The 23,019-nt window shown below is 66.5% G+C and carries 17 protein-coding genes and 2 pseudogenes; 14 read left to right on the top strand and 5 right to left on the bottom strand.

Features of this window, described 5'->3' with window-relative positions; translation table 11 throughout:
• The first annotated feature begins 489 nt into the window (after positions 1-489).
• The 6 genes from FMP39_RS03790 to FMP39_RS03760 all read left to right on the top strand — a co-directional run bounded on the left by FMP39_RS03790 (position 490) and on the right by FMP39_RS03760 (position 6,461).
• Positions 490-906, top strand: coding sequence for a DUF1801 domain-containing protein (locus FMP39_RS03790; RefSeq protein WP_194858224.1), 417 nt, complete (start codon positions 490-492; stop codon positions 904-906).
• 75 nt (positions 907-981) lie between these two features.
• Entirely contained in the window at positions 982-1,422 is a 441-nt protein-coding gene (locus FMP39_RS03785; RefSeq protein WP_228557659.1) for a GFA family protein, read from the top strand.
• A 292-nt stretch (positions 1,423-1,714) separates the two neighbouring features.
• Positions 1,715-2,158, top strand: coding sequence for a hypothetical protein (locus FMP39_RS03780; protein WP_141588644.1), 444 nt, complete (start codon positions 1,715-1,717; stop codon positions 2,156-2,158).
• 1,078 nt (positions 2,159-3,236) lie between these two features.
• Positions 3,237-4,169 carry a hypothetical protein gene (locus FMP39_RS03775; protein WP_194858223.1) on the top strand — a complete coding sequence of 311 codons (933 nt, stop codon included), beginning with the start codon at positions 3,237-3,239 and terminating at the stop codon, positions 4,167-4,169.
• 484 nt (positions 4,170-4,653) lie between these two features.
• The gene (locus FMP39_RS03765; protein ID WP_141588641.1) at positions 4,654-6,132 is read left to right on the top strand and encodes a sorbosone dehydrogenase family protein; all 1,479 of its coding nucleotides are present in this window, start codon (positions 4,654-4,656) and stop codon (positions 6,130-6,132) included.
• A complete protein-coding gene (locus FMP39_RS03760) occupies positions 6,129-6,461 on the top strand; it encodes a cytochrome c (RefSeq protein ID WP_141588640.1) in 333 nt (110 codons plus the stop codon). Before FMP39_RS03765 ends, FMP39_RS03760 begins: the two co-directional genes overlap by 4 nt.
• Before the next feature lie 322 nt (positions 6,462-6,783).
• Here the strand turns inward: FMP39_RS03760 and FMP39_RS03755 are convergent, their stop codons facing one another.
• Complete coding sequence (locus FMP39_RS03755; RefSeq protein ID WP_141588639.1) at positions 6,784-7,749, bottom strand: IS630 family transposase; 966 nt, start codon at positions 7,747-7,749, stop codon at positions 6,784-6,786.
• A gap of 350 nt (positions 7,750-8,099) precedes the next feature.
• Positions 8,100-9,773 (bottom strand): hypothetical protein, encoded by a 1,674-nt coding sequence (locus FMP39_RS03750; RefSeq protein ID WP_141588638.1) that lies wholly within the window; start codon positions 9,771-9,773, stop codon positions 8,100-8,102.
• A 306-nt stretch (positions 9,774-10,079) separates the two neighbouring features.
• On the opposite strand from FMP39_RS03750, the pseudogene FMP39_RS37320 reads away from it, so the two are divergent.
• Positions 10,080-10,354, top strand: a pseudogene (locus FMP39_RS37320) (hypothetical protein); the annotation flags it as partial.
• A gap of 120 nt (positions 10,355-10,474) precedes the next feature.
• Here FMP39_RS37320 and FMP39_RS03745 read toward each other — a convergent pair.
• Positions 10,475-11,992, bottom strand: a complete 1,518-nt coding sequence (locus FMP39_RS03745; protein ID WP_141588637.1) for a hypothetical protein — start codon at positions 11,990-11,992, stop codon at positions 10,475-10,477.
• Between the two features lie 688 nt (positions 11,993-12,680).
• Positions 12,681-12,998 carry a multidrug efflux SMR transporter gene (locus FMP39_RS03740; protein WP_141588636.1) on the bottom strand — a complete coding sequence of 106 codons (318 nt, stop codon included), beginning with the start codon at positions 12,996-12,998 and terminating at the stop codon, positions 12,681-12,683.
• Between the two features lie 206 nt (positions 12,999-13,204).
• Between FMP39_RS03740 and FMP39_RS03735 the strand changes: the two genes are divergently transcribed.
• Complete coding sequence (locus FMP39_RS03735; protein WP_141588635.1) at positions 13,205-13,843, top strand: TetR/AcrR family transcriptional regulator; 639 nt, start codon at positions 13,205-13,207, stop codon at positions 13,841-13,843.
• Positions 13,844-14,087: 244 nt separating this feature from the next.
• The gene (locus tag FMP39_RS03730; RefSeq protein WP_141588634.1) at positions 14,088-14,396 is read left to right on the top strand and encodes a hypothetical protein; all 309 of its coding nucleotides are present in this window, start codon (positions 14,088-14,090) and stop codon (positions 14,394-14,396) included.
• A gap of 159 nt (positions 14,397-14,555) precedes the next feature.
• On the opposite strand, the pseudogene FMP39_RS37760 reads toward FMP39_RS03730, so the two are convergent.
• Positions 14,556-14,704 (bottom strand): annotated as a pseudogene (locus FMP39_RS37760) (DDE-type integrase/transposase/recombinase); the annotation flags it as partial.
• 5 nt (positions 14,705-14,709) lie between these two features.
• Between FMP39_RS37760 and FMP39_RS03725 the strand changes: the two are divergent.
• From FMP39_RS03725 to FMP39_RS03705, 5 genes are all read left to right on the top strand, one after another.
• Positions 14,710-14,928, top strand: a complete 219-nt coding sequence (locus tag FMP39_RS03725) for a transposase (RefSeq protein ID WP_228557661.1) — start codon at positions 14,710-14,712, stop codon at positions 14,926-14,928.
• Positions 14,929-15,462: 534 nt separating this feature from the next.
• On the top strand, positions 15,463-16,680 hold the full coding sequence (locus tag FMP39_RS03720) for an HlyD family secretion protein (protein WP_141588633.1): 1,218 nt from the start codon (positions 15,463-15,465) through the stop codon (positions 16,678-16,680).
• Positions 16,681-16,682: 2 nt separating this feature from the next.
• Complete coding sequence (locus FMP39_RS03715) at positions 16,683-19,412, top strand: ATP-binding cassette domain-containing protein (protein WP_141588632.1); 2,730 nt, start codon at positions 16,683-16,685, stop codon at positions 19,410-19,412.
• On the top strand, positions 19,409-21,520 hold the full coding sequence (locus FMP39_RS03710; RefSeq protein ID WP_141588631.1) for an ABC transporter ATP-binding protein: 2,112 nt from the start codon (positions 19,409-19,411) through the stop codon (positions 21,518-21,520). The genes FMP39_RS03715 and FMP39_RS03710 overlap by 4 nt, the downstream gene beginning before the upstream one ends.
• A complete protein-coding gene (locus tag FMP39_RS03705; RefSeq protein ID WP_141588630.1) occupies positions 21,517-23,016 on the top strand; it encodes a TolC family protein in 1,500 nt (499 codons plus the stop codon). Before FMP39_RS03710 ends, FMP39_RS03705 begins: the two co-directional genes overlap by 4 nt.
• Positions 23,017-23,019: the final 3 nt, after the last annotated feature.

Here is a 23,019-nt window from a genome sequence, read left to right as displayed (position 1 = left end):
CCCGTGCTACCGGCGCTCGCGCTGCTTCGGCCAGCGTTCACGAACGGGCTCGCCCGCTGCACACCGCTCGTTCGCGCGAGTGCCTGACGGCGAGCGATGCTCGCTCGCCGCGGCATTCGATTCACGCGAAGCGAGAGTCCAGCTTCGTGAGCTGGCTCGTGAAGCCTTTCTGCTGCATCTTCGTGAAGTCGTCGCTGTGCATCGAGTCCAGCGTCACCACCCTGCGAACACGGTCGCCGCTCCCTCAAGCGGTGCGGAGGAGGCGAGCGCGGGGCCTGAGGCAGCGGGCAACATGAAGGGGCTCCCCGGGGTGCGGGCGATTCTGGAGCACCTGGGCTTGCCCCCACGGCGTGTGCGAGGTGGGCCCCGGCACGAGGGCCACCCCAGGTCGCGATTCCTATTGGCGCGTTCGCGGATCCGGACTTCCCGCTACCGAGTACGTCGACCTATGTTGAGCGAAGCCACGGCTCACGAACACGGACTGCTCTGATGACCGAGAACAAGACGAAGTTCACTGGCGCCAGTGTGGACGAATACCTCGCCGAACGGGGCAGCGAGCAGCAACGGGCCGACGGCCGGGCGTTGATCGCCCTGCTTGAGGAGGTCACGCAGGAGCCACCAAGGATGTGGGGCCCCAGCATCGTGGGCTTCGGCGCTTACCGGTACACCTACGAAAGCGGACGTTCCGGCGAGGCGCCCCTGGTGGGTTTCGCGATCCGTGGCCGAGAGCTGGTGATCTACGTGACGGCAGAGCAGGACCGGCAGCAGTCCCTGCTGGCCCGACTCGGGCCGCACAAGATCGGCAAGTCCTGTCTGTACTTCAAGCGGCTCGCCGACCTCGATAGGCGGGTGCTCGAGAAACTGGTGGCGGGTTCGGTCGCGGAGGTGAGGCGGCGCCATGGATAGCGTGGAGCGGCCCTACCATGTCGCCGCCGCCTGGACGCGGCAGCAGACGTCGTCGAGTGCGCGGGCGTGCAAACCATGTCGACAGAAATGAACCCCCTTCGCGGCGGCTGCCAGTGCGGTGCAATCCGTTATGAGCTGTCGCATGGCCCGCTGCGGTGCTACGTCTGCCATTGCGCCGAGTGCCGCAAACAGTCCGCGTCGGCCTTTGGCATCTCCTGCGTGGTGCCGCGAACGGCATTGCATCTCACGCGGGGAACGCCCAGGTTCTGGTCCCGGGTTACAGATACGGGGAACACGCTGGACTGCGCCTTCTGTCCCGAGTGCGGCTCCAGGCTCTGGCATCAGCGCCGCGGTGCCATCGGTACGCTCAACATCAAGGGCGGCTCGCTCGACGAACCGCTCGATCTTGGCCAGGCCATCCACATCTGGACCTCCCGCATGCTTCCTGGCGTCATTCTTCCGCATGGCGCCAAGCAGTTCCCCAGGGAGCCCGATGAACCTCGAGGCGCGCCCTGACAGAACACCCTCATTCGAGACGGCCCCATGCCAGCCCTCTCGAAGGTCGAACGCCCACCACTTGCCCCCTCCGAGCCCCGCGTTGAAGAGCCCCTTGGTGTCTGGGAGCCTGGCTCCGTGGAAGAAAGTGACCTTCACCTTGTCCTTGTAAGGGTTGGCGAGAACATGCCCCCGGCGCGAGGCCCGCCTGAAGAGGGGTGGGTGCACTGACGGGCAGCCAGGGCCCGGCACACACCTGGGAGTGGCGGCCCTCTCCCGCTGCGCTCCGGCCGTCCCCATCGTCCAGCGGCGCATGGGTCTGGTCTTCTTCGAGAAGGGGGACTTCCGCAAGGCCCTCGCCCTGGAGGTCACCACCACCAACCAACTCGCGCTGCTGCAGGCCCTCGTCCGCCAGGAACGCACGCTGGACGCGCCCCGCCGTGCCGAAATGCAGCGCCTCTATGGCGAGCTGAAGCGCTATGGCGGCGATCGCGTGGACATCTGGTCGAACCTCACCGACGTCGCCTTCCACCTGGACGATATCCCCTCGACCCGCCGCGCTGCACAGAGGGCCATCGCGCTGGGGGCGACGACGTGGCATCCGTATTTCTACGGCGGCATTGCCGAGGCGGTGGGAGAGCCGCCCAACCCCACACGCGCCCTCTCGTTCCTGGAGCGGGCCGAGCAGCTGGGCGGCCCCAGGAAGCACATCGCGTCCTTCCGTGAGCGGCTTCTCGAGGCGCAGCGTCCTCGCTGAAGGGGAGTGCCCTCCCGCTGCGCTCCGTCGTGGCGCGGCGCCAAGGAAGCAGCGCGTGCCCCGGTTGGACTGAGCAGGTCTTCTCAAGAGGGCCTTCGACTTTGACGTCTTCCGCTGTCCGGGCTGCGGGGGCTCCGGCGCGTGATTGTGGTGTCGAAGGGCACTGGGGTGAAGGACGTGCTTGGGCATCTTGGGCTGCCCGCCGAGGCCTTGCCGCTGGTCCCAGTGCGAGGGCTACCCATCGGGTCGTGGCTGCACTGACGGGCACCATGGGCCCAGCGCGAAACCCTGGAGAGAAGGCCCGCTGTGCGGCGAGTGCAGGGCAGGGGGCACGGAGGGCTGTGAGGGGCGGAAGAGGTGTGCCCCTTGGGGGCGCGGCGGGAGTGACTGTCTGCTGGCGGCCATGGAGTGCTGACGGCAGGACGGTAGTTCCCTCAAGCGGGGCGGAGCCGTGACTGGAGGAGGAGAGCCCGGCCCAAAGGGGGTAGGGGATGTTTCAACAACCTGTTAGGACGGACAGGAGCCCTTGCCCAACCCAGGCAGCCATCGCAGACACTGCGGCGACCCGGACGGACAGTTGAATCCGTCGTTCGCGTGGGTGCTCGTTCTCATCCACGGCCACCCTCCCTTCTGCTCAGGACTGACGTGTCAGTGGGGCGAATTGGCATGTCAGACAAGAGGACTGACACGTCGGGCGACGGCGCAGGCTTGAGTTCTGACAGGGCTGCGCAGAGTAGCGCCCTCCCAGAGAACACTCATCCACGGTAGAGGCACAGTGCATGCATGGCTGTCTCGTGGGCGCCATCTCTTGGAGTTCCTCCACAGGGTTGGCTTTGGCCCTCAAACCGTTTCTCATCCGGAGACCGCATGTTCAATCCCTCGTCTATGCAGAAGCAGGTTTTTGCCCTCTCGTGGCTGGCGAGCCAGGCCACTGTGGGCAACAAGGTTGGTCCCTGGACCACGAAGGACCTGCAGAGTCAAATCAACAGCCTGAATGCTCCCTACTCGAAATGGAAGGTGGTCTGGGGCCCGTGCTATACGTGGGATGACCTGCTCCCCCCCTCAGGTGAGTAACGGGATGTTCGTCGCGCAGCAGCTGGACGCTAGCAACAATCCTCTCCCGGTCTACGTGGTGGCCACGGCTGGGACGAACTCGGAGTCGCTCTTCGATCTTGTGATCGAGGACCTCGACATCAATCCGACGGACTGGAAGCTCAAGCAGGGGGGCGGCAATTCCTCGCCAATGCAGGTGACGAAGGGTGATTGGGAGGGCCTCATGAGACTCCTCTTCAGCATCAACATGCAGTGGCCTCTCAATGACATCCGGACGTTCCTGGGGAACATCCCGAATAAGCAGGCCGTCACGCTCTGGTTCACCGGGCACAGTCTCGGCGGAGCCCTCGCCCCGATGCTGATGCTCGCGCTCATGGACCCAGATTCGGCGCTGAATACGCAGGACACGAACCTGAGCAACTGGCAGCACGTGAACCTGCTGGCGACAGCGGGGCCGTCGATCGGCAACCAGGCGTTCCTCGACCACTTCAAGAGCGTTTTCGGGGCTGGCAAAGCCAATGCCACCTTCATCTGGAATGCCAAGGACGTGGTGCCACACGCCTGGAACGCGGGCACGATGAATGCGCTGACGAAACCGACGAACATCTACGGCCTCAACGTCCTGGCCGATGACCCTGTCGGGAAGATGATTGGCGCTCGGCAGGCGAGCGCCGCGAACCAACACTACGTGCAGTTCGAGCAGACCGCCGCGTTCGACGGCCCGCTGGCGCTCTACACCGACAGCAAGAACACCGGTGTGGCGTGGACCGCCGATTCGTCGTTCCTGGCGCAGCTCGGCTACCAGCACCTCAATGCCTACGTCAGCGCGTTCAATGGCGACAAGGAATGGTTCCCGCAGGGCCAGCCGCCGGCTGGGTGCGGGTGGTTCCCGCTGGGCAACTCCTGCGACGACCCCAAGTCGGCTCAGCAGCTCGTCAAGGCGCTAGGCAAGAGTTGAAGCGGAGACGGGAGGCAGATCTTCGGCTGGCTCCCATGCGATAGTTGGGGGAGGCGTCCTTGGAGGCCTCCTCCGCCGTGGATGCCCCCGCATGGAATGCCCGCAGGGCGGCCAAAGCCACCTCCAAAGTCGATGGGGTTGTCGACGCGCACGCGGCCTTCGGCCAGCGCCTCCTCGAAGCCGAGGAGGTCGCCGTCAATCATCTTCAGGGCGTCGTCCTTGGAGACGGCGATGGTGGTGGCGAGCAGTTCAATCCGCTTCTGGTCCGCCTTGGTGGCGATGCGCCTCTTCGCGAAGACGTCGCTCCAGGCCCCGCGCTGGCCCGCAGTGGCTCGTCGCGCCGGGAGAATGGCGGACCGCGGACACTCCGCTCCGCGAGGCCGTCGCGAAAGCAACCGTTGCCACGCCCCCGCGTTGTCGCCGGGGCAGGTGGCTCGTAGCGTCGAGCGCCTCGCCGTTCTCCACCCGAGGCACCTCGCCGCGTATGCGAATCCCGCTCCTTGCGCGTCCCCTGCTGGTGGCGTGCGCACCGCTGCTGCTCTCCGGCTGCTTCCACCTCTTCGGAGGCGGGGGTGGCGGCAAGGCGGACTTCAAGCCGCCCCGCCGCGTGGACCCGCTCGACGTGGCCGTGCCGGAGGGCTACCGCATCGAGGTCGTGGCCACCGGTCTGACGTACCCCACCGGCGTCGCCTTCGACGGAGAGGGCACGCCCTACGTCACCGAGTCCGGCTACAGCTACGGCGAGGACTTCGCCTCGGGCAGGCTGCTTCGGGTGGAGAAGGACGGCCGCCTCACCGAGGTGGCGAAGGGCGAGCATCAGCCGTGGACCGGCGTCACCTGGCACCAGGGCGCGTTCTATGTCGCCCAGGGCGGTGAACAGGGCGGTGGCCGCATCGTCCGCGTCACCCCGGATGGCCTGATGACGCCGCTCGTCTCCAGCCTGCCCGGCCTGGGGGACCACCACACCAACGGCCCCGCCGTGGGACCAGACGGCGCGCTCTACTTCGGGGTGGGCACGGCGACGAACTCCGGCGTCGTGGGCCCGGACAACGCGAGCATGGGGTGGCTGAAACGCAACCCGGCCTTCCACGACGTGCCCTGCCGCGACATCACGCTGGCCGGCGTCAACTACCCCAGCGCCAACCCGCTCGCCTCGCAGTCGAGCCAGGTGCTCACGGGTGCCTTCGTCCCATTTGGCACGGAGACGAAGCCGGGGGAGGTAATCAAGGGCGGTATGCCGTGCAGTGGCGCGGTGTTCCGGCTCGCTTCCGGGTCCACCACACCGGAGCTGGTGGCCTGGGGGTTCCGCAACCCGTTCGGCCTGGCGTTCGCGCCCAACGGCCGGCTGTACGTCACCGAGAACGGCTACGACGTGCGCGGCAGCCGACCGCTCTTCGGAGTTGCGGACTGGATGTGGGAGGTGGAGCCGGGCGGCTGGTATGGCTTTCCGGACTTCGCCGGTGGCAAGCCCGTGGATCAGGAGTGGTTCAAGGTGCCGGGTGGCGAGGTGCCCAAGCGCGTGTTGCAAGAGCCCCCAGGGACGCCGCCCCAGCCGGTGGCCGCCTTCGGCGTGCACTCGTCATCCAACCGCTTCGACTTCTCCCGCAACCCGGACTTCGGCCACGTGGGCGAGGCCTTTGTCGCGCAGTTCGGAGACCAGGCCCCGGACACGGGCGAAACGATAGCGCCCGTGGGCTTCAAGGTCGTTCGGGTGGACGTGTCCAATGGCGTCATCGAGGACTTCGTCGCCAACAAGGACAAGGGCAGCGGAGGGCCGGCCTCGCGGCTGCGGAAGGCGGGCCTGGAGCGCCCCATCGACGCGCGCTTCGATCCCAGCGGCAGGGCGCTCTACATCGTCGACTTCGGCGTCATGCTGGTGAAGGGCAAGGGAGATATCCGTCCCTTCCAGCAGACGGGCGTGCTGTGGCGCGTGACTCGCGCAACCCCGGAGGCGAAGCCATGAGGACAACCATGCTCGCCGTGCTCGCCTTCACCACCCTGGCCTGTGGCCCCGCGCGCCGGGCCCCGCCCTTCGGCGCGCCCCGGCAGTTCACCGAGCAGGAGCAGGAGGGCCGAGTCCTCTTCATGCGCCACTGCAACCAGTGTCACCCCGGCGGCGCGGCCGGGCTGGGGCCGGCCATCAACAACAAGCCCCTGCCGTCGGTGGCCATGCGTACGCAGATACGCCATGGGGTGGGCGCCATGCCTGCCTTCACCGATGAGATGCTCGGCGATGCGCAGGTGGACGCCATCGTCGCGTTCCTCAACGAGCTGCAGGAGGAGAAGGACTAGGGGCTGTCCCTGATGACGGCAGCGAAAGAAGCATGGATGTGACGTACAGGACGGCGAGGTCGCTGGTCGCCGTTGATGAAGTCACGGTCCCCTCGCTTCGAGCGGGGGCCGCTCCTGGAGCACTGCAGGGGCTCGATGCGGCTCCACTCGGCATCGCTCAGTTCATATCGGCGCACAGCCCGCGTTGCTCATACCTGGCGCCAGCCAGCAACTCCGATGGGGACCCATCCCCGACGGGCCGGATAACCGGCCCGCCAGGTCGATTTGCGAACACGAAACCAGGGACAGCCCCTAAACGCCCGATCACGAATCTCGCACGCACTCAGGCGGCGCGCCGCAGATGAACCTTGCGGAGGATAGGACTGGCACGACGCTGGGCGTTGCGAGCGTGCAGGTAGGCATGGACGCGCCGCATCAGCTTCTGGAGGGTGCGGCAGCGATGGTTGCGGGTGACGTTGGCGTGGAGGTCCAGCCAGACGCGCTCAATGCGATTGGCGTCCGGGCAGTAAGGCGGCAGGAAGTGGAGGACAATCCGGCCGTCGAGTTGCTCGAGCGCCTTCTTCGTCTTCTTGCTGCTGTGGATGGAGGCGTTGTCCAAGATGAGGTGGATTCGTGGGGCGCCACGGTACTCACCGCAGATGCGCCAAAGGAGTTGGATGAAGAGTGAGCTGGCCTTCGACTTGCCTTCCACCCAGGTGAGGCGGCCCGTCTTCGAGTCCAGGGCGCCAGCCAGGTATCGCTTCTTGTTGTTGCCTGGCGTGAGTACCACTCGGCGCTGGCCGGGCAGGCACCAGTCGCGCCCCACCTTCGGGTTGAGATGGATGTCCACCTCGTCCACGTAGAGGACCGGCTCCTCGGACCGGGCATATGCTTCCAGGCACCGCAGCTCGAATAGACGCCGGCGCCGCTTCCAGCCCGGCCAAGGACAGCCCACGACGGGTTTGGCCGCCTTCAGGCTCGCACCGAGGGTGGCAAGCGCACGGCCCATGGTGGCCACCGACACCCGCGCCAGGCCCCGGCGCTCCATCTCCAGCGCGAGCAACTCCCGCGTCCACGTCGGGCGGCACCAGCCCACCTCTTCGGGAGTACCCGCCAGCACACGCGAGAGAATGGCGAGGAAGCGCTCATCCACCTTCGCCTCGCCATTGGCTGCCCTGCGGTCCAACAGGGCTTTACGCCGTCCCGTCCGGTAGCGATTGACTGCGGAGACGACTGTGGAGGTGGCGCACGCCAGCGCACGTGCGACCTCGCTGCACGAGTGGCCGCGCGACACTCCCACCACTGCCATGCACCGCCGCAGGGTGAGCGGGCAGCCGCTCCTTTCACCCCAGAGGATGAGAGAGCGGCGCTGCAGCCGCGACAGACGGGGCGTACCTTTGTCCCTGGGCGGGGCCTTTCCGCTTCCTGGTCTTCTGCGCACACAGAGCCGAACGGGATGTGCCCCTGCCTCTTCCTCGCGCCCCACGCGCCCGCCCGCTCACCAACCGCGATCGAGAATCACGAGCGGTGGTTTAGATGAAGGGAGCCCTCAGCCTCAACAGGGCACCCCTCCCTCTCATGCGTCTCACACGACCATCAACAAAGGTGCACGGTAATACCTGCCGTCACGCGAGCAGGCATTCCCATCCAACAGGGAAACTACGGATTCGCCAGGACGGGCAAAGCCGAGCCATTGATGGGGCCGTACGTCGTGACACCGCAGCGGGAAGCGTTATCCGCGATCGAGGTGCTGAGGTCGTTCAGGAAGACGACCCGCAGCGAGTAGCCTGGGGCGGCGCCGAAGATGCCGCGAAGGCGCTGCGCATCCGTGACCGTGTCATTCACACCGAAGCGCACGGACGCTCGGCCGAACATGTTGTTCGCCTTGAACGTGCAGCCCGGCGTGTACTGGTACGTCGACGTGGAGAGGACCGTCGGCGACATGCGCGCCAGCAAGCGGGCGATGGGAAGGCCATTCCAAACGGGGTTGGTCGCACGGCTCAACGTCTGTGCATTCGGCCACGTGGTGGAGCCGTAGCGCGGAACGCCATTGGGGCCCGAGTAGAGCGTCGTCTGGGGCGACACACCGGCGACGTAGTCATTCACGCCCAAGCCGCTCGCGAGCAGCGTCAGGTTTTCGCCCGAGGGGAAGAGCGTCGCGCTCCGGTTCATGTCGAACGCGTCGTACGGGACGTTGATCTTGATAGAGGGCGCCGGCAGCTTGAGATTGACGAGCAGCTCGTTGCTGCGCGTCGTCGAGCCATCGAGGAACAGCTGCACGTTTGTCGTCTCCGGCAGCGAATCGATGATGGAACTTTCGATGGTGGAAGTAATGCTGTTCGCCGCCTCGCTCTCGATGATGTCGTAGATGAGGGTAGGAACGAGGCCGAGAATGGGAACGACCTGAACCGCCACACACCGGAGCGGCCATTCGAGGCTCGCCTGGGGCGCATTCACCCATTGCACCGAAATGCCGGAGGAGTTCGCATTCAGCTTGAAGGTGCCATAGGCGCGAATCGTCGGGTCGCACCAATTGTTGAGGTCCGTCTTGAATTTGAACGAGAAGCCCACGCCATTCGAGGTGACGGAGAGCTGGAGGCTATTCGGGTCGTAGCCGTAAATGCGGCGCATGGAGCCGTCCGACGACCTGATGACGGTCGAATTCGTAGCGCCATTGAACTTCGTGTAGAGCGCCTTGCCGAACATGTTCCATAGATCGGCACGAGAGAAACCGATGGGGGCGGGGACGAAGCTCGCCTCGACGCTATCGACTTGCACCATCGGGAAGCTGTACGTCGCGGTGCCGCTGCCGAAGGTGCGCCCCACGGTGATGGTGACCTGGTTCGTGGAGCCATCTCCCAGATAGGGGAAGAATATCCACAAGTTGTAGCCATAACGGCTGGGGTCCGCGGGTTGGTACGAGGCGTCCTGGGCGGAATACCAATAGCCATCGGTATACGTCGGCGTCACGACGCGCGAGCCGACTTTGACCTCTCTGATGTACGTGCACTTGTCGGTAACGAGCTCGAAGCGGAGGCCATTGGCGGAGACGTATTCGATGCCACCGCGGCTCATGCGGCCACTCTCGGGATTCCAATTCGCGGGTGCGCCGCCGCCGACATTGAGGGCCGCGGGGCTCATCAGCGTATTGCTGAAGATCTGCGGAGTGGTGTCCGCGTTGCCGCACACATTCTGGATCGTCCCCCGGCTGGTGGTGAACGGGTCAGCTCGCGCGGAGAGCGACTCGGCTTCGTTTTCGGGGAGACCTTCCTGACCACAGCCAAAGGCGAGCGGCAGGAGCAGCAGGGCAGTGAGACGGCGCAATGAACGCATGGAGAACCTCGAGTGGAACGGAGTATCCCTGGCGCCGTGAGCAGACACGGGCCAGCGGTCCAGGACAGTCGCAGCGTGTCTACACTTCCACCCGGCGTGGGGCTTCCTCGCGGGCGCCAGATGCTTCCGCTTCCACGCCAATCCAGACGTGTGCGTGTTCCGGGTAAGTCTTAGCCGTGCCCCGTCGTGACAGGAACAAGCTTCTCGTGAGAGCTGTGGCTACCGGAAATTGGGGGCCGTGCCACGCGCGTATCAGCGAACGCGTCATTTCATGCACGGTACTTCGAATGGGCCCCAAGCGTGCTGAGACTCCAATGCAGTCGGGGGTAGATCGAAGGACTCGTGGCAGCACTGCACACCCAGGTGCCATCCATCATGGAGGAGACGGCCGAGTCCCTCACGGACCTGGACTACTATTTCTGGCGGTGCTGCGGGAGAAGATGGAAGAGTCCCAGGTGCGTGTTGGCAAACGCGTCTGGCTGCCCTTCCTCCGTGCCCGCCGGTACATGCAGTCCCGCCAGTCGCTGCTGGACTCCTCGCTCACGCAGTTCTTCAAGGATGCGGAGCGGTATCGGCCATGATTTTGGGTAGGCACACCTGGCGTCATCCTCGCTTGGCGCCAGGGCTTCGCGCGACGCCAGGGATCGCGGAACCCACTGTCGGGACGCGTCCCAGCCCACCCTCGAAGAAGGAAACTCGCGTCAGTTCCAGGGGGCGCTGCGGTACTCGGCGATGCTCGGCGGGTACTCGGCCCAGAAGCGCAGCGTCCCGGCGTGCCCCATCAACGTCTCCTGCTTGCCTCGTGCATCCGAGTCCGAGATCGCGAGCGAGAAGTTGGAGGGCACGAATGATTCCTTGATGCCGAGGTCCGCCACAGGAATGGTGAGCGTCACCTCGTAGCCACGCGGACGCTTGCGCCAGGTGCCCTGGATGGAAGGAATCACCGTGTTCGCCTCTCCCGTCCAGTCACGCGCCTCGATTTTTCCTCCCGCCGCGAGCAGGACGCTCACCTTGAAGGTAGCGCCGGCATACCGCGGCACGGTGAGCTCCAGGTGGTCCGAATGCAGGCCTGTGCCTTTCCCGAGGGGAACCACCTTGTCATCGTGTACCTCGGCGAAGAGGGCGAACGCCTCTCCCGCCCGGGCCAGTCGCCACGCGAACGCCAGGTCGGTTGAGCCCTTCCAGTCAGCAAGTCCCCAGGTGACGTGAGCGAGGGTGAAAGCCTGGACCGTGGGAGCCAGGGCGAGCGCGGCGTCGGCGGACTCCGCGAACCTCACGGGATAGGGATTGCTCCCATTGACGACCACGCCCACGGTGTCGGTGAAGGACATGTATCCCGGCCGAGTCCGGGAGAGCCATTCCATTTCTTCCGTCGAGCCGCGCATGCCCACGGGCCCAGAGAACACATAACTCCTGGGCGTCAACCTGACCGAGGTCGCGTCTCCGGCCAGAGAGGCCAACTGGACATCCTCTCCCTTCACCATGACGCCACAGAACGGCCCCTCGATTTCGGACGCCGGCTTCGCGGTGGACTCCTCGTGCCCGGCGTCGGGCTCAGACTCGGACCCCGTGAGCAGGAGAATGCACGTTCCGTCCCCACAGGCGTAGTCCACCGGCTTGAAGTCCACGCCCGTGGGACACAGGGCACGGGCCCGAGCGAGGAGCTCGTCACTCACGACTTGTGGCTCGGGGGGCTTCGGGGCGGAGGACGGGGCCACGTGCTGAACACCAGTCTTCGTCCACTGCGGCGTCTGGCTGGGAACCTCGCTGAAACGCGTGCCATCCCGAGAGACCTTCAGGAGAGTCCGAGACACGTGGGTCGAATCCAGGCCATTGTCGACGACAGTGAAGGGCTCGTGGTTGCTCCGGGTGACGATCTCGACATGCTCCGCGTCGATGAGTCGCGGGGTGCTCGCTGACCAGGAATCGAGCGAACGCGACGCCCCCAGGAACTTCCCCTTGAGGTCCGACAGCACCATGAACTTGTTCGTGCAGATCCCGTAGAAACACGGCCCGAGCTCGTCGACCACGAGCCACACACAGAAGGGGCCTTGGCAGTTGATTCGCTTCGCCGTACTCGACCAGTTCACGGTGTCGATGGGGCCCTCGACGAGGACCGTGCCCTTCGCGACGGGGGGCTCGTCAGAGGCCGCCAGGGCCGCGGTGCTCCCGAGTCCCAGACAGAGCGCCAGGGCGAGTACGCCGCGACGTCTGGACATCGGGAGCGTTCGTGGGCCCGGCGAAAGGGGCGCGCGGCGTGGGGCATTCATTCGGTTCAGCTTCATGCCTTGCGAGATTGCAGACGGCATGCCGTGGCTGTCCCCATTGGGGGCCCTTTCTCACGGCCCCACGGCGGCGAAAACGCGGCTCCAGGGCCACGAGGTGCGGGCCTCCAGACGCATTCTCCCCGCATGAACGACGGCTCGGTCGGCGCCGAAGTCGTGGACGTCATGATGACGGCGTTGCCCTGGATGCGCGCACGGCCGCCAGCGGCAGCAGTCGCGCCTCCAGGTCCGGATTGCGCGCGAGCGCCTCATCAACCCATTTCGCGACGAGCCCGGCCACGGCACTGTCGTGCGTGTGGCGGTGCCAGATGGGGCACCGGGACGACGAACTCCATCGCCGCCGTGAATCCCTTCGCCAGCGCGGAGTCGCGGAACGGGAGCTTCGCCTGGCGATGCCCGAGCGCAGCCCTCCTGGCGCTCACTGCCTCCCCCAGGCCCCGCGTCAGCCCCCCGTGGGGCGTGGTCGCGTCGCGAGCACCGCTGGAGGTTGCTCCAACAGGTGAGGCTCGCGCCGGGGCGCTCACTCCACTGGAGCACGAGTCGGACCTGCGTCGTGCCCGAGAGGTCCTCAGGTGGCTCAGCGGAGGAGAGGGCTGGGGCCCCCTTCAATCGGGGGCCGATCTTAGTGCGCCAGCTTGAGCGTCGCGACCCCTGCGACGATCAGCGCGATGCCGAGATATCGGGCGAAGGACGTAGGGTCCCCAAAATACAGCACCCCGATCAGGAACGTTCCGGCGGCACCGATGCCAGTCCAAACGGCGTACGCCGTCCCGATGGGAATGTGGCGCTGGGCGAGCCAGAGCATGAAACCGCTGAAGCCCATGAACGCGACGGCGATGGCAACCCCGCTCCAACGGGTTTCGGCATGCTGCGCCACCTTCAGGCCGAACGGCCAGCCAATCTCAAGCAGTCCCGCAAGGACGAGATAGAACCAACCCATTGTCGCGCTCCTCGGTTCGGAGGGCGTTCGCCGCTCCGTGTCAGGCAGGAAGGGGCGTGGCCCATCCCACTCCTTGGGCGGTACTTCATGGGCACCGCGAATCTCCATGATATAACGTACCGTCTAGACGGTTCGTTAGCAACGTCTCTTACGGTGGGCTATCAACCGGCTGGACGGTAGGTTGCTCTCAGAGGGTAGAAAGTCGCATGCCTGGACCACAACGTGATGCGGCCCGTACCCGGCGCATGCTCCTGAGCACCGCAGCGCGTGTCATCTCCGAGCGCGGCGCAGGTGTGAGCTTGGACCTCGTTGCGCGCGAGGCAGGTGTCTCCAAGGGCGGACTGCTGCACCACTTCTCCACGCGTGAGGCGCTCCTGCTCGGCCTCGTCGAGCACCTGGTGGAGGAAGTCGACGCTGCGGTTGACCGGGCGCTGGACCCGGCGGACACGGCTCCCGGCAGTTTTGCGCGCGCGTGGATCCGCTCGACTTTCGAGGACCTCTCCGACGGTACGCTCGCGCACGAGCGCGCCACCCTCGTGGGTATTCTCGGCACAGTCCCGGAGGTGGTGCGCCGAATCCGCGAAGCGGGCGAGCGCTGGAGCCAGCGCCTTGCGCACGATGGCCTCGACGCTCAACGTGTCGTGCTTATCTCTCGAGCTTGCGACGGCGCGACGATGGCCTCGCTCTTCCAGCGACAACTCGGTCAGCGCGAGCTCGACGAAGAACGAGAGCTACTGCTCGCGCTCACACGCGAAACGGGGCCACTCGTGGACATGTCCACCGAGGCCCATCGCCGCCGAGCAGCCCCCGGTGCGAAGAGGGTGAGTCGAGACCAGAAGTCGTGAGGTTCTCCAAGAATAGCAAGGCCCCTGGTGTAGCCCCCTGCGTCAGGAAAAATGTTGCCTCTGCCGTGCGCGCCTCGCTCACTCGCATTGACGCAATGTCGGTGGTGACCTTGATGCCCTCATGACGCAGTGACTGAATGATGGGTAGTAGGCGCAGCCTCCGATTTTCGCCCGCTCAGTCCGCTGCTTAGAGGGATGAATCGGTGAAAGGCCCGCCCGCTTGTGGCGGAGGGGAGGATTGGGAATGACGGTAATTCGCGGCGTCGGCGTCATCTCGCTCGGCAAGTGCTTGGGGACCTTCTATGCGTTGGTCGGCGTCGTGCTGGGGGCGCTGACGAGCACGGTGATGCTTCTGCTCGGACCGCGTGGCGCCAATTCCATTCTCGGCAAGAGCATGCACCTCGGTGAGTTTGACATGGGAGGTATGCTCCTGCTGGTGGCGGGAGTCTGCATCTTGTACGGCCTCGCCGGGTTTGCTGTTGGCATCGTCAGTGGAATCCTCGCGAACCTCGCATTGCGCCTCGGGGGTGGTGTCGAGGTCAAGTTGGAGTAGCTGCTCGGCACGTCAGTCGATGCGACAACCTACCGTTACAGGAGTTCGACAGCCGCGCGCCTCGCTCACTCGCATTGACGCGCTTCCAAACGTGCCTCGACGCACCCATGACGCAGAGGCCGAAGTTCGGGTAGGGACAACAGGGGGATCGTGACCTTTCAGCGCCATGTCGAGGGCCGAGAACACCAGGTGTCGGTCGATGCAGGGGGCGTGGCCCAGCCGATGACGCGCCGACTGAAGAGGTCCAGCACGGCAGCCAGGTACAATCAGCCCTCGCGTGTGGGCACGTACGTGATGTCCGTCACCCAATCGAGTGAAGTCGCTGGACCATGTCGTCGTCCTGAACGAAGCCCACGCTCGGCGCCTGCTTCGTGAGTACCAGCGCTACTACAACGCGAGCCGGACGCACCTGTCGCTCGGCAAGGATACGCCCGAGAGGCGTGAGGTGCAGGGCCCGGAGCGCGGAGCCAAGGTGATAGAGCTGCGGGAAGTCTTCGGGCTCCACCGCCGGTACGAGCGCCGAGCGGCATAGAATCTCGGCCCCTCCAGCAACGGCCTCAGAGACCTGTCGCTGCCGCGCCATCCTGCCTACCTTCGCAGGAGGGGAGGCGCCCGCATGCAGCGCATATTCGGTTCAAGCGCATGAGAGGTTCTGGAGCAACCTGGCAGGAACGAGCACCTGCAAGATCAAGACGTTGCCAGAACCAGAAATAAGAGGAGGGGCTGATGGAGAATCCTCATCAACCCCCCTCTGGTGATCGAAAACGAGGAACGACCAGCCTTAACAGCTGGCGTCAAAACGCCTGACTACTAACGCGCCTTCGGGCCGCCGCGAACGTGGATCTTGATCTTCATGTCGTGCCTCCTTTCGAGTTAAACGCTAAGTGAAATCGAAGTTGGATGTCAAATCGAACCAAAAAACAATGTGTGGCGCATTGCGGCGATGCGGACGAAGTCCCGCGTCGCATCGAGGTGCTTGTATTCATTCAATGGGAGCGTGAATCACAAAGCAGTGGCCGAGGTGTTGACAGGGCAAGACCATTAAGGCGACTTTGGTTGGCGGACCATGGCATATCCCTTCGAGCGGACCCTTCGTTCCCTGAACTACGAGTCGGACACGCGCCTCGTGTTCGTCGCTCTGATGGTGTTGTGTGCCGGCGGGCTCATCGCATGGTCGCTGTTCGCCAAGGTCCCGCTCGTCAAGGCCAGCTCACAGGCCCGGATCGAGCCACATAACGCCGTCCATCGCATCGAGCCGCCCAGCGCGGGCAGGGTCGTGCTCTCGCTGCTCAAACTCGACCAGGAGGTCAAGGAAGGCGACCTTCTCATCGAGTTCGACGCACGGGCCGAGCGCCTCGAGCTCGAGCGGAGCAAGGCGACGCTCGCCGCGACCGAGAAGGAACTCGCCATCATCCGCCAGCAGATCACCAACAAGCACGAAGAGGCGGCTTTGACGGCACGGGTGGACGAGGTCGCAGTCAAGGAGGCGCTGGGGAGGGAACTGGAGCTCGCGCCCAGGCACCGGCTCGCGGTGGAACGCGCGGAGCTGGCCTTCAAGAGCCCGGCGGGCGCGGTCTCGGAGATGGAGAAGCTGGAGCGCACGACCGATGTCGACGCGCTCCGCTTCGCGCAGACGGCGCAGGGCCTGGCGCTCATCCGGCTGCGGCGCGAGCAGAACGTGCGCCGTCAAGCCCTCGCCGCGCAACTGCTGGAACTCGAGCGCGAGGCGCTGGGCGCGGAGGGGCGAATCCGGGAGCTCCAGGGGACCATCGACCGCCTCGAGTACCAGATCGAGCGGAAGCTGTATCGGGCGCCGGCCACGGGCCACCTGGTCGACGTGGCGGAGCTCGGCTCGGGAGCGTTCATCGCCGACGGGCAGCGGGTCGGCACCATCGTCGCGAGCAATGCCGAGGTGCGGGTGCGCGCCCGTTTCCCGAAGGAGGTCGTCGGATTGATACATCCCGGTCAAACGGCGCGCCTCAAGCTCGACGGCTACCCGATGACCATCTACGGGACGGTCCCCGCCCGGGTGACGGCCGTCGGGACCGAGCCCGGCCAGACCGCCACGCCCGAGGCCATCCCCGGTACGGTGCGCGTCGAGCTCAAGTTCGCACCGCCGGACGATCCGCGCATCCAGCTGCGCCACGGCATGACCCTGTCGGTGGAGGTCGAGGTCGCGCGGGCGTCGCCTGTCGCGCTGTTGATGCGGGCGGTCGGTGAATGGAATCCGCAGCCTGAAGAACGGCCCGTGACCGTGTTCCGGCCCGAAGCCGAGGCCCGCTGACCATGACTCCTCCCAGGCGCCGGCGCTCAATCATTCCCGAGGTGATCCAGATCTCGGCGACGGATTGCGGCCCCGCTTCACTCAAGAGCCTGTTCGCGGGGATGGGCGCCGAGCTCAACTATCGCGTCCTTCGCGAAGTGTGTCAGACGGACGTCGATGGCACCTCGATCGTCACCTTGGATGAAGTCGCGAACCAGCTCGGGCTCGACGCCGAGCAGGTGATGCTTCCGCTCGATCACGTGGTGGTCCCTGAAGCCAAGGCGCTTCCCGCCATCATCGTCACACTCAGCGCGGGAGGACGGCCGCACTTCGTGGTGCTGTGGAATCGCGTCGGCCCGTTCATCCAGGTCATGGACCCGGCGGCGGGCCGTCACTGGACCCGGATTTCGACGCTGCTGAGCCACCTGTACCAGCACACCACGTCCGTTCCGGCGGAGGGCTGGCGCGAATGGGCCGGGTCCGAAGAGGCGGTCGCGACGTTCGAGCGCCGCCTGCTGAACCTGGGGGCGACGCAGGCGCGGGCGCTGGTTGCCCGGGCGCTCGAGGACCCCGGGTATCTGTCGATCGCCAGGCTCGACGCCGCGTGCCGGGCGTCCGAAGCGATGATCCGCGCGGGCGCCGTCCGGCGAGGCCGGACGGCGGCGGGTCTGCTGCAATCCATGATGGCGAAGGACGATTCCGGCGAAGTGCCCATTCCCGCTGCCTATTGGTCCGTTCGCCCCAACCCCGAGGTGGAGGGCGAGCTGTCGATGTCCGGCGCGGTGCTGATGCGGGTTCGCGGTTGGCGCGAGGCTCCGCGCGAAGGCGAAGACGCGCCGAGAGCCGTGCTCGCGAGCGACCTGGCGACGGAGCTCGTCGCCAAGCAGGTGAGCCCGGCGCGAACGCTGCTCCGCCTGCGAGGCGAAGATTCGTGGGTCGTTCCGGGCCTGATTGCGGTGGGACTGGTGTTCGCCACCTTCGGGCGGATCCTGCAAGCGCTGATGCTCCGTGGCGTGCTCGACCTGGGGCGCGACCTCGGCACGTTCGCGCAGCGTGCGACGGGCATGGCCGTTCTCGCGGGCGTCGCGCTCTGCTTCATGCTCATCCAAATCCCCATTTCATTGGGATTGCTCGGCATCGGCCGCCGGCTCGAGGTGCGGCTGCGGAAGGCGTATTTCGAGAAGCTCCCCGAGATGGAGGACCGCTATTTCCAGAGCCGGCTCGCCTCCGACATGGCGTCTCGCACGCACAACATCCAGGCGATGCGGTCGTTGCCGCCCCTGCTCGCGCAGGCCCTGGTCCTGTCGCTCGAAGTCGCGAGCATCACTGCCGCGCTCATCTGGGCCGCACCGCACGCATGGCGCATCGTGCTCGCGCTCGCGGCGGTCACGCTGCTCGTGCCCCTGGTCGCGCAGAAGCTGCTCTTCGAGCCTGACCTGCGCGTGCAGATGCACGCAGGCGCGCTCAGCGGATTCACCCTGAACGCGCTCGTCGGGCTCACGCCGATCCGGATCCACGGTGCCGAGCGGTCGCTGCGCCGCGCGCAGGAGACCTTGCTCGTCAGCTGGAGCAAGGCGCGCTATTGGCTCCAGACGCTGTCGGTCGGGTTCGAAGGCGGGCTGATGCTGGGGAGCTACGGCCTCGTCATGCTGCTCGTCTATTCGTACCTCGCGGGCACGGATCGGGCTTCGCTGGTGTTGTTGGTCGTCTATTGGGCGCTGCGGTTCCCCATCCTCGGCCAGCGGCTGATGATGCTGAGCCGCGCGTTCCCGAATGCGATGAACCGGGTTCGCCGGCTCCTCGACGTCATCGGCGACATCAAGGAGCCGCCGGCCCGGCCCGAGGCGCCAGTGCAGGCGCCTGTCACGCCCGCGGCCACCGCGAGCGGCGTTTCGATCGTGATGGAGAAGGTCCGCGTGAAAGGCGGCGGTCACACCATCCTCGACAAGGTTTCCTTGAACATCGCCCCCGGCGAGCACGTGGCCGTGGTCGGTGTCTCCGGAGCAGGCAAGTCGACGCTGGTCGGCCTTTTGCTCGGCTGGCTCCGGCCGGCGCGCGGCGAGATCAAGGTCGACGGGCAGGTGCTCGATCAGGCCGCTGTCGAGCGGCTGCGGCGCACCACGGCCTGGGTGGACCCGGCGATCAGTCTCTGGAACCAGAGCCTCATCGACAACCTCCGGTATGGCAACGACGGCGCGCACGGCTGGTCACTGTCGGGGGCGCTCAAGGGCGCCGAGATGCTCGACATCCTCGAGGCGCTTCCAGACGGGCTACAGACGTCGTTGGGCGAAGGCGGAGGGCTGGTCTCGGGCGGCCAAGGTCAGCGCGTGCGCCTGGCGCGCGCGATGCTTCGCTCCGGCGTGCGTCTGGCCATCCTCGACGAGCCCTTTCGCGGTCTCGATCGCGACCGGCGCGCGCGGCTCCTCGCCGAGTCCCGGCGGCTCTGGGCAGACATCACGCTCCTCTGTGTCACCCACGACGTCGAGCACACCCAGGAGTTCGATCGCGTGCTCGTGATCGAGAACGGTCGGATCCTCGAGAACGGGCCGCCGAAGGAGCTGCTCGCGAACAAAGAGTCTCGGTACGCCGTGCTCCTTCGCGCCGACCAGGAGAATCGCACGCTGCTCTGGGGCGGTGGGCGCTGGCGCCATTGGTGGCTTTCGGACGGCCAGCTGGTGGAGAGGCCGGCGCCGAAGCCGGTGGAGACGCCGGTCGCGGAGACCGCCGCAGGCGGTTTGGAGCTGGTGGGATGACGCGCTCGCACTCCGACCTGTTGTGGCCGGTCGAGCGACTGCCCGACGCGCTGGAGCAGCTGGCGCAGAGGCAAGGCTATGGCAGGGCCGCGGGCGAAATCGCTCCGCCCGCGGCGGCCGTCGAGCCGAGCCGGGTCTGGATGTTCGCGCTCGGAGATCGACTCGGCGTGGAGCTCGAGCCGATCACGCCGCTCTACCACGAGCTGCCCGACGTCCTTGCACGCGCCGCGCCCTGCATCCTCCAGGTCCGGCGAGACGGCGTCCCGTCCTATCTGGTGCTGCTGGGTACGCGGCGTGGGAAGCTGCGCCTGCTCGCGCGCGACGCCACGGCGGTTTCGGTCCCGACGAAGAGCGCGATCGCGCTCCTGCGCGAAGAGCAGGAAGCCACCGTCGCCGAGGTGGACCAGCTGCTCGGCGGCGTGGAGATGTCGCCCCGTGCGCGCGAGCACGCCCGCTCACAGATGCTGCTGCAGCGGCTCGGCCAGGCGCAGCTGCGCACCGGCTGGATCATGCGCCCCAGGCGCACCGCGAGCCGGCGGACGCTGCTCGGCGACATCCCTTCGCTCGTCGCCGGCATCCTCGTGAGCCACACGCTCCTCTCGCTGGTGCTGGCTGGCTCGTTCTGGTTGCTCGGTCGCGCCGCGCTCCAGGCCCACCTCGAGACCGGCTGGTTCCTGGGGTGGATCGCCGTGATCGCGTGCGCGATTCCGCTCCGCATGCTCGAGGTGTGGTGGCAGGGCGTGTTCTCGATCCGGCTCGGAACGCTGCTGAAGCAGCAGCTCCTTGCGGGAACCCTCAAGCTGACCCCCGACGAGGTGCGGCTCGACGGCATCGGCCGCCATTTCGGCCGCGTCGCCGAGGCCGAGGTCGTCGAGCAGCTTGCGGTCGGCGGCGCCCTGCTCGCGGTGTTGTCGCTCGTCGACTTGATCCTGGCGGGTGTCATCCTCGTGCTCGGTGCGGGAGGGTGGCCCCAAACGATGGTGCTCGTCCTGTGGGTCGTGGTCGCGTTCGTCCTCGCGCGCCGCCACTACGGCGTCCAGCGGGCGTGGTCGAGCGCGCGCGTCGAGATCACCCACGACCTGCTTGAGCGCATGCTCGGCCATCGAACGCGGCTGGCGCAGCTTCCTCTCGAGCGCTGGCATGATGGCGAAGACGTCCGCTTGAGCTCCTACTCCGAAATTTCGAAGGTCATGGATCGCCGGACCATGCAGCTGACCGCGCTCCTGCGCGACGGCTGGTTGGTGCTCGCCCTGCTGACCTTGCTGCCGGCGTTCAGCAGCGGTACGGCCAATGCCAGCGCGCTGGCGGTGTCCGTGGGCGGAATCTTGCTCGCGCTGCGAGCCTTCGACGAGGTCGCCGTCTACTTCCAGCAGGTCTCCCAGGCGGCGGTGTCGTTCGAGCAGATCCGCGACTTGTTGCTCGCGGTGGGCCGCCCCGAGCTCGAATCGAAAGTCCCTCTCGAAATGGAGGGAGGCAAGCCCACCGACGCCGCCGACGGAACCCTCATCGAGGCGCGGGGCGTGACCTTCCGGCACGACGCGCGCACCCGGCCGGTGCTCGAGAACTGCTCGTTCCAGATCGCGCAGGGCGACCGCATCCTGCTGGAGGGCCCATCGGGCGGTGGCAAGTCGACGCTGGTGTCGCTGTTGACGGGCCTGAGGACGCCGCAGGGCGGTGTGATGCTGCTGCACGCGTTGGACCGCGCGACGTTCGGCTCCTCGGGCTGGCGCAAGCGCATCACCGCCGCGCCGCAATTCCACGAGAACCACGTCCTGTCCGGCAGCTTCGCGTACAATCTCCTGCTCGGGCGCGAGTGGCCGACCTCGCCCGAACTGCGGACCAAGGCCGCCGCGCTGTGCAAGGAACTCGGGCTGGACGAGCTGGTCGCCAAGATGCCCGCTGGCCTCGAGGAGATGATCGGCGAGACCGGCTGGCAACTCTCTCACGGCGAGAAGAGCCGGCTCTACATCGCGCGCACGCTGCTGCAGGGAGTCGAGCTGGTCATCCTCGACGAGAGCTTCGCCTCCCTCGATCCCGAGACCATGCGGGTCGCGCAGCGCTGCGTCCTCAACCACGCGAAAGCCCTCGTGGTCGTCAGCCACCCATGAGACTTCGATTGACGCTCGCCCTCCTCGCGATGACCTGCTCCGGTTGCGAGCTGATCCGTCCCGTCGTCGTCAAACCGCCTCCGACGCCGAGCAGCTACTCGACCGCCAGCGAACTGCGCACCGAGCCGACCCCACCGTCCAGCGCACCCGAGGGCGGGCTTCCAAGCCCGCGGCCGTCGAAGGAGGGGGTGCCCGCGCAGCCAGCCGAGCGCATCACCCAGGACGCAGTCTGGTGGACGGCGTTCGCCGATCCGGCTCTCGACACGGCCATCCAGGAGTGCTTCGGCGACAACCTGGTCCTGCGCGAAGTGCGGGAGCTGATCTACGAGAACCAGCTCGACCCCAACGTGCCGCAAGGTTGGTGGTACCCGCTCCAGGTCGGCATCCTGAACCCGGCGGGGCTGAGTCATGTCGTTGCCAACGCCAACCTTCCGCCTGCGCCGCCAACCCGGGCCGAGTACAACGTCGCCACCGTCGGTTTCGGCGTGACCTACCAGGTCGACCTGTTTGGAGCCCTCGGTGCGCAGCGGCGCGCGGGATTGAACTTCGCCGAGCAGCAGCGGCAGCTCACCGAGGGCCGCATCCAGGACCTCGCGGTGCGGATCACCCAGGTCTGGTTCGACATCCTCGAGGCCCGCGCGCTCCGGGACCTCACGCTGCGGCAGATCGACTACAACAAGGAACTGCTCCGGCTGCTTCGTGCGCGGTTCGAGCAGCACCTCACGCCCCGGCTCGTGGTGCTGCAGCAGGAGCAGTTGCTGGTGAACCTCGAATCGCAGGTGCCGCTGATCGCCACCCGGAACGCGCTCTTGAATTCGGAGCTGAAGGCGCTGCTGGGCCGGGTACCCACCCCCGCCGACGACGTCATTCCACTCGATCGACAGCTTCCCGATCTCCCACCCCCACCGAAACTCGGAACGCCGGGCGACCTGAACGTGAACACGCCCGAGATGCGGCTCGCGGAGCTGCGCGTCGCCGAGGTCGAGCACCGCATCAACGCGAACCTGGCGAGCTGGCTTCCGACGATCCAACTGGTGGGCAACGTGGGCGCTTTGAAGGTCGGCCTCTCGGAGCCGGCCCTGGCCGAGTCCGTCGTCGGGGTGAACCTGACCTGGGCCCTGTTCGATGGAAGGCGAGTCACCGAGTACAGGCGACTGCCGATCCAGCTCCAGCGTCGCGAAATCCAATACCAGCTCGCGCTGCACACCGCGATCGGACGGGTGCAGGATGCCGTGGTTCGGGAGGAGAACGAGGCGACGAGCCTGCGCAGCCTGCGTGCGCAGGTCCAGCTCGGGCAGCAGCTCCTGGACGAGGCGAGGCGGCGCTTCGAGCAGGGGCATTCGGACTATCTGACGGTGCTCACCGCCCTGACGAATCTGGTCGGGCTCGAGCGCGCAAGTCTGCAAGCGCAACGGCTGCTGCTCAACCATCGCGTCGAGGTCTATCGCTCGCTCGGCGGCACCTGGTCGCGCGACGTCACACTGAAGCGGGAGTGAGAA

Origin of the sequence: Myxococcus sp. AB056, assembly GCF_006547365.1 — a bacterium.
GTDB classification, from domain to species: Bacteria; Myxococcota; Myxococcia; order Myxococcales; family Myxococcaceae; genus Myxococcus; species Myxococcus virescens.
Note: the sequence above shows the minus strand (reverse complement) of the source record. Positions and strands in the feature narration are given on the sequence as shown.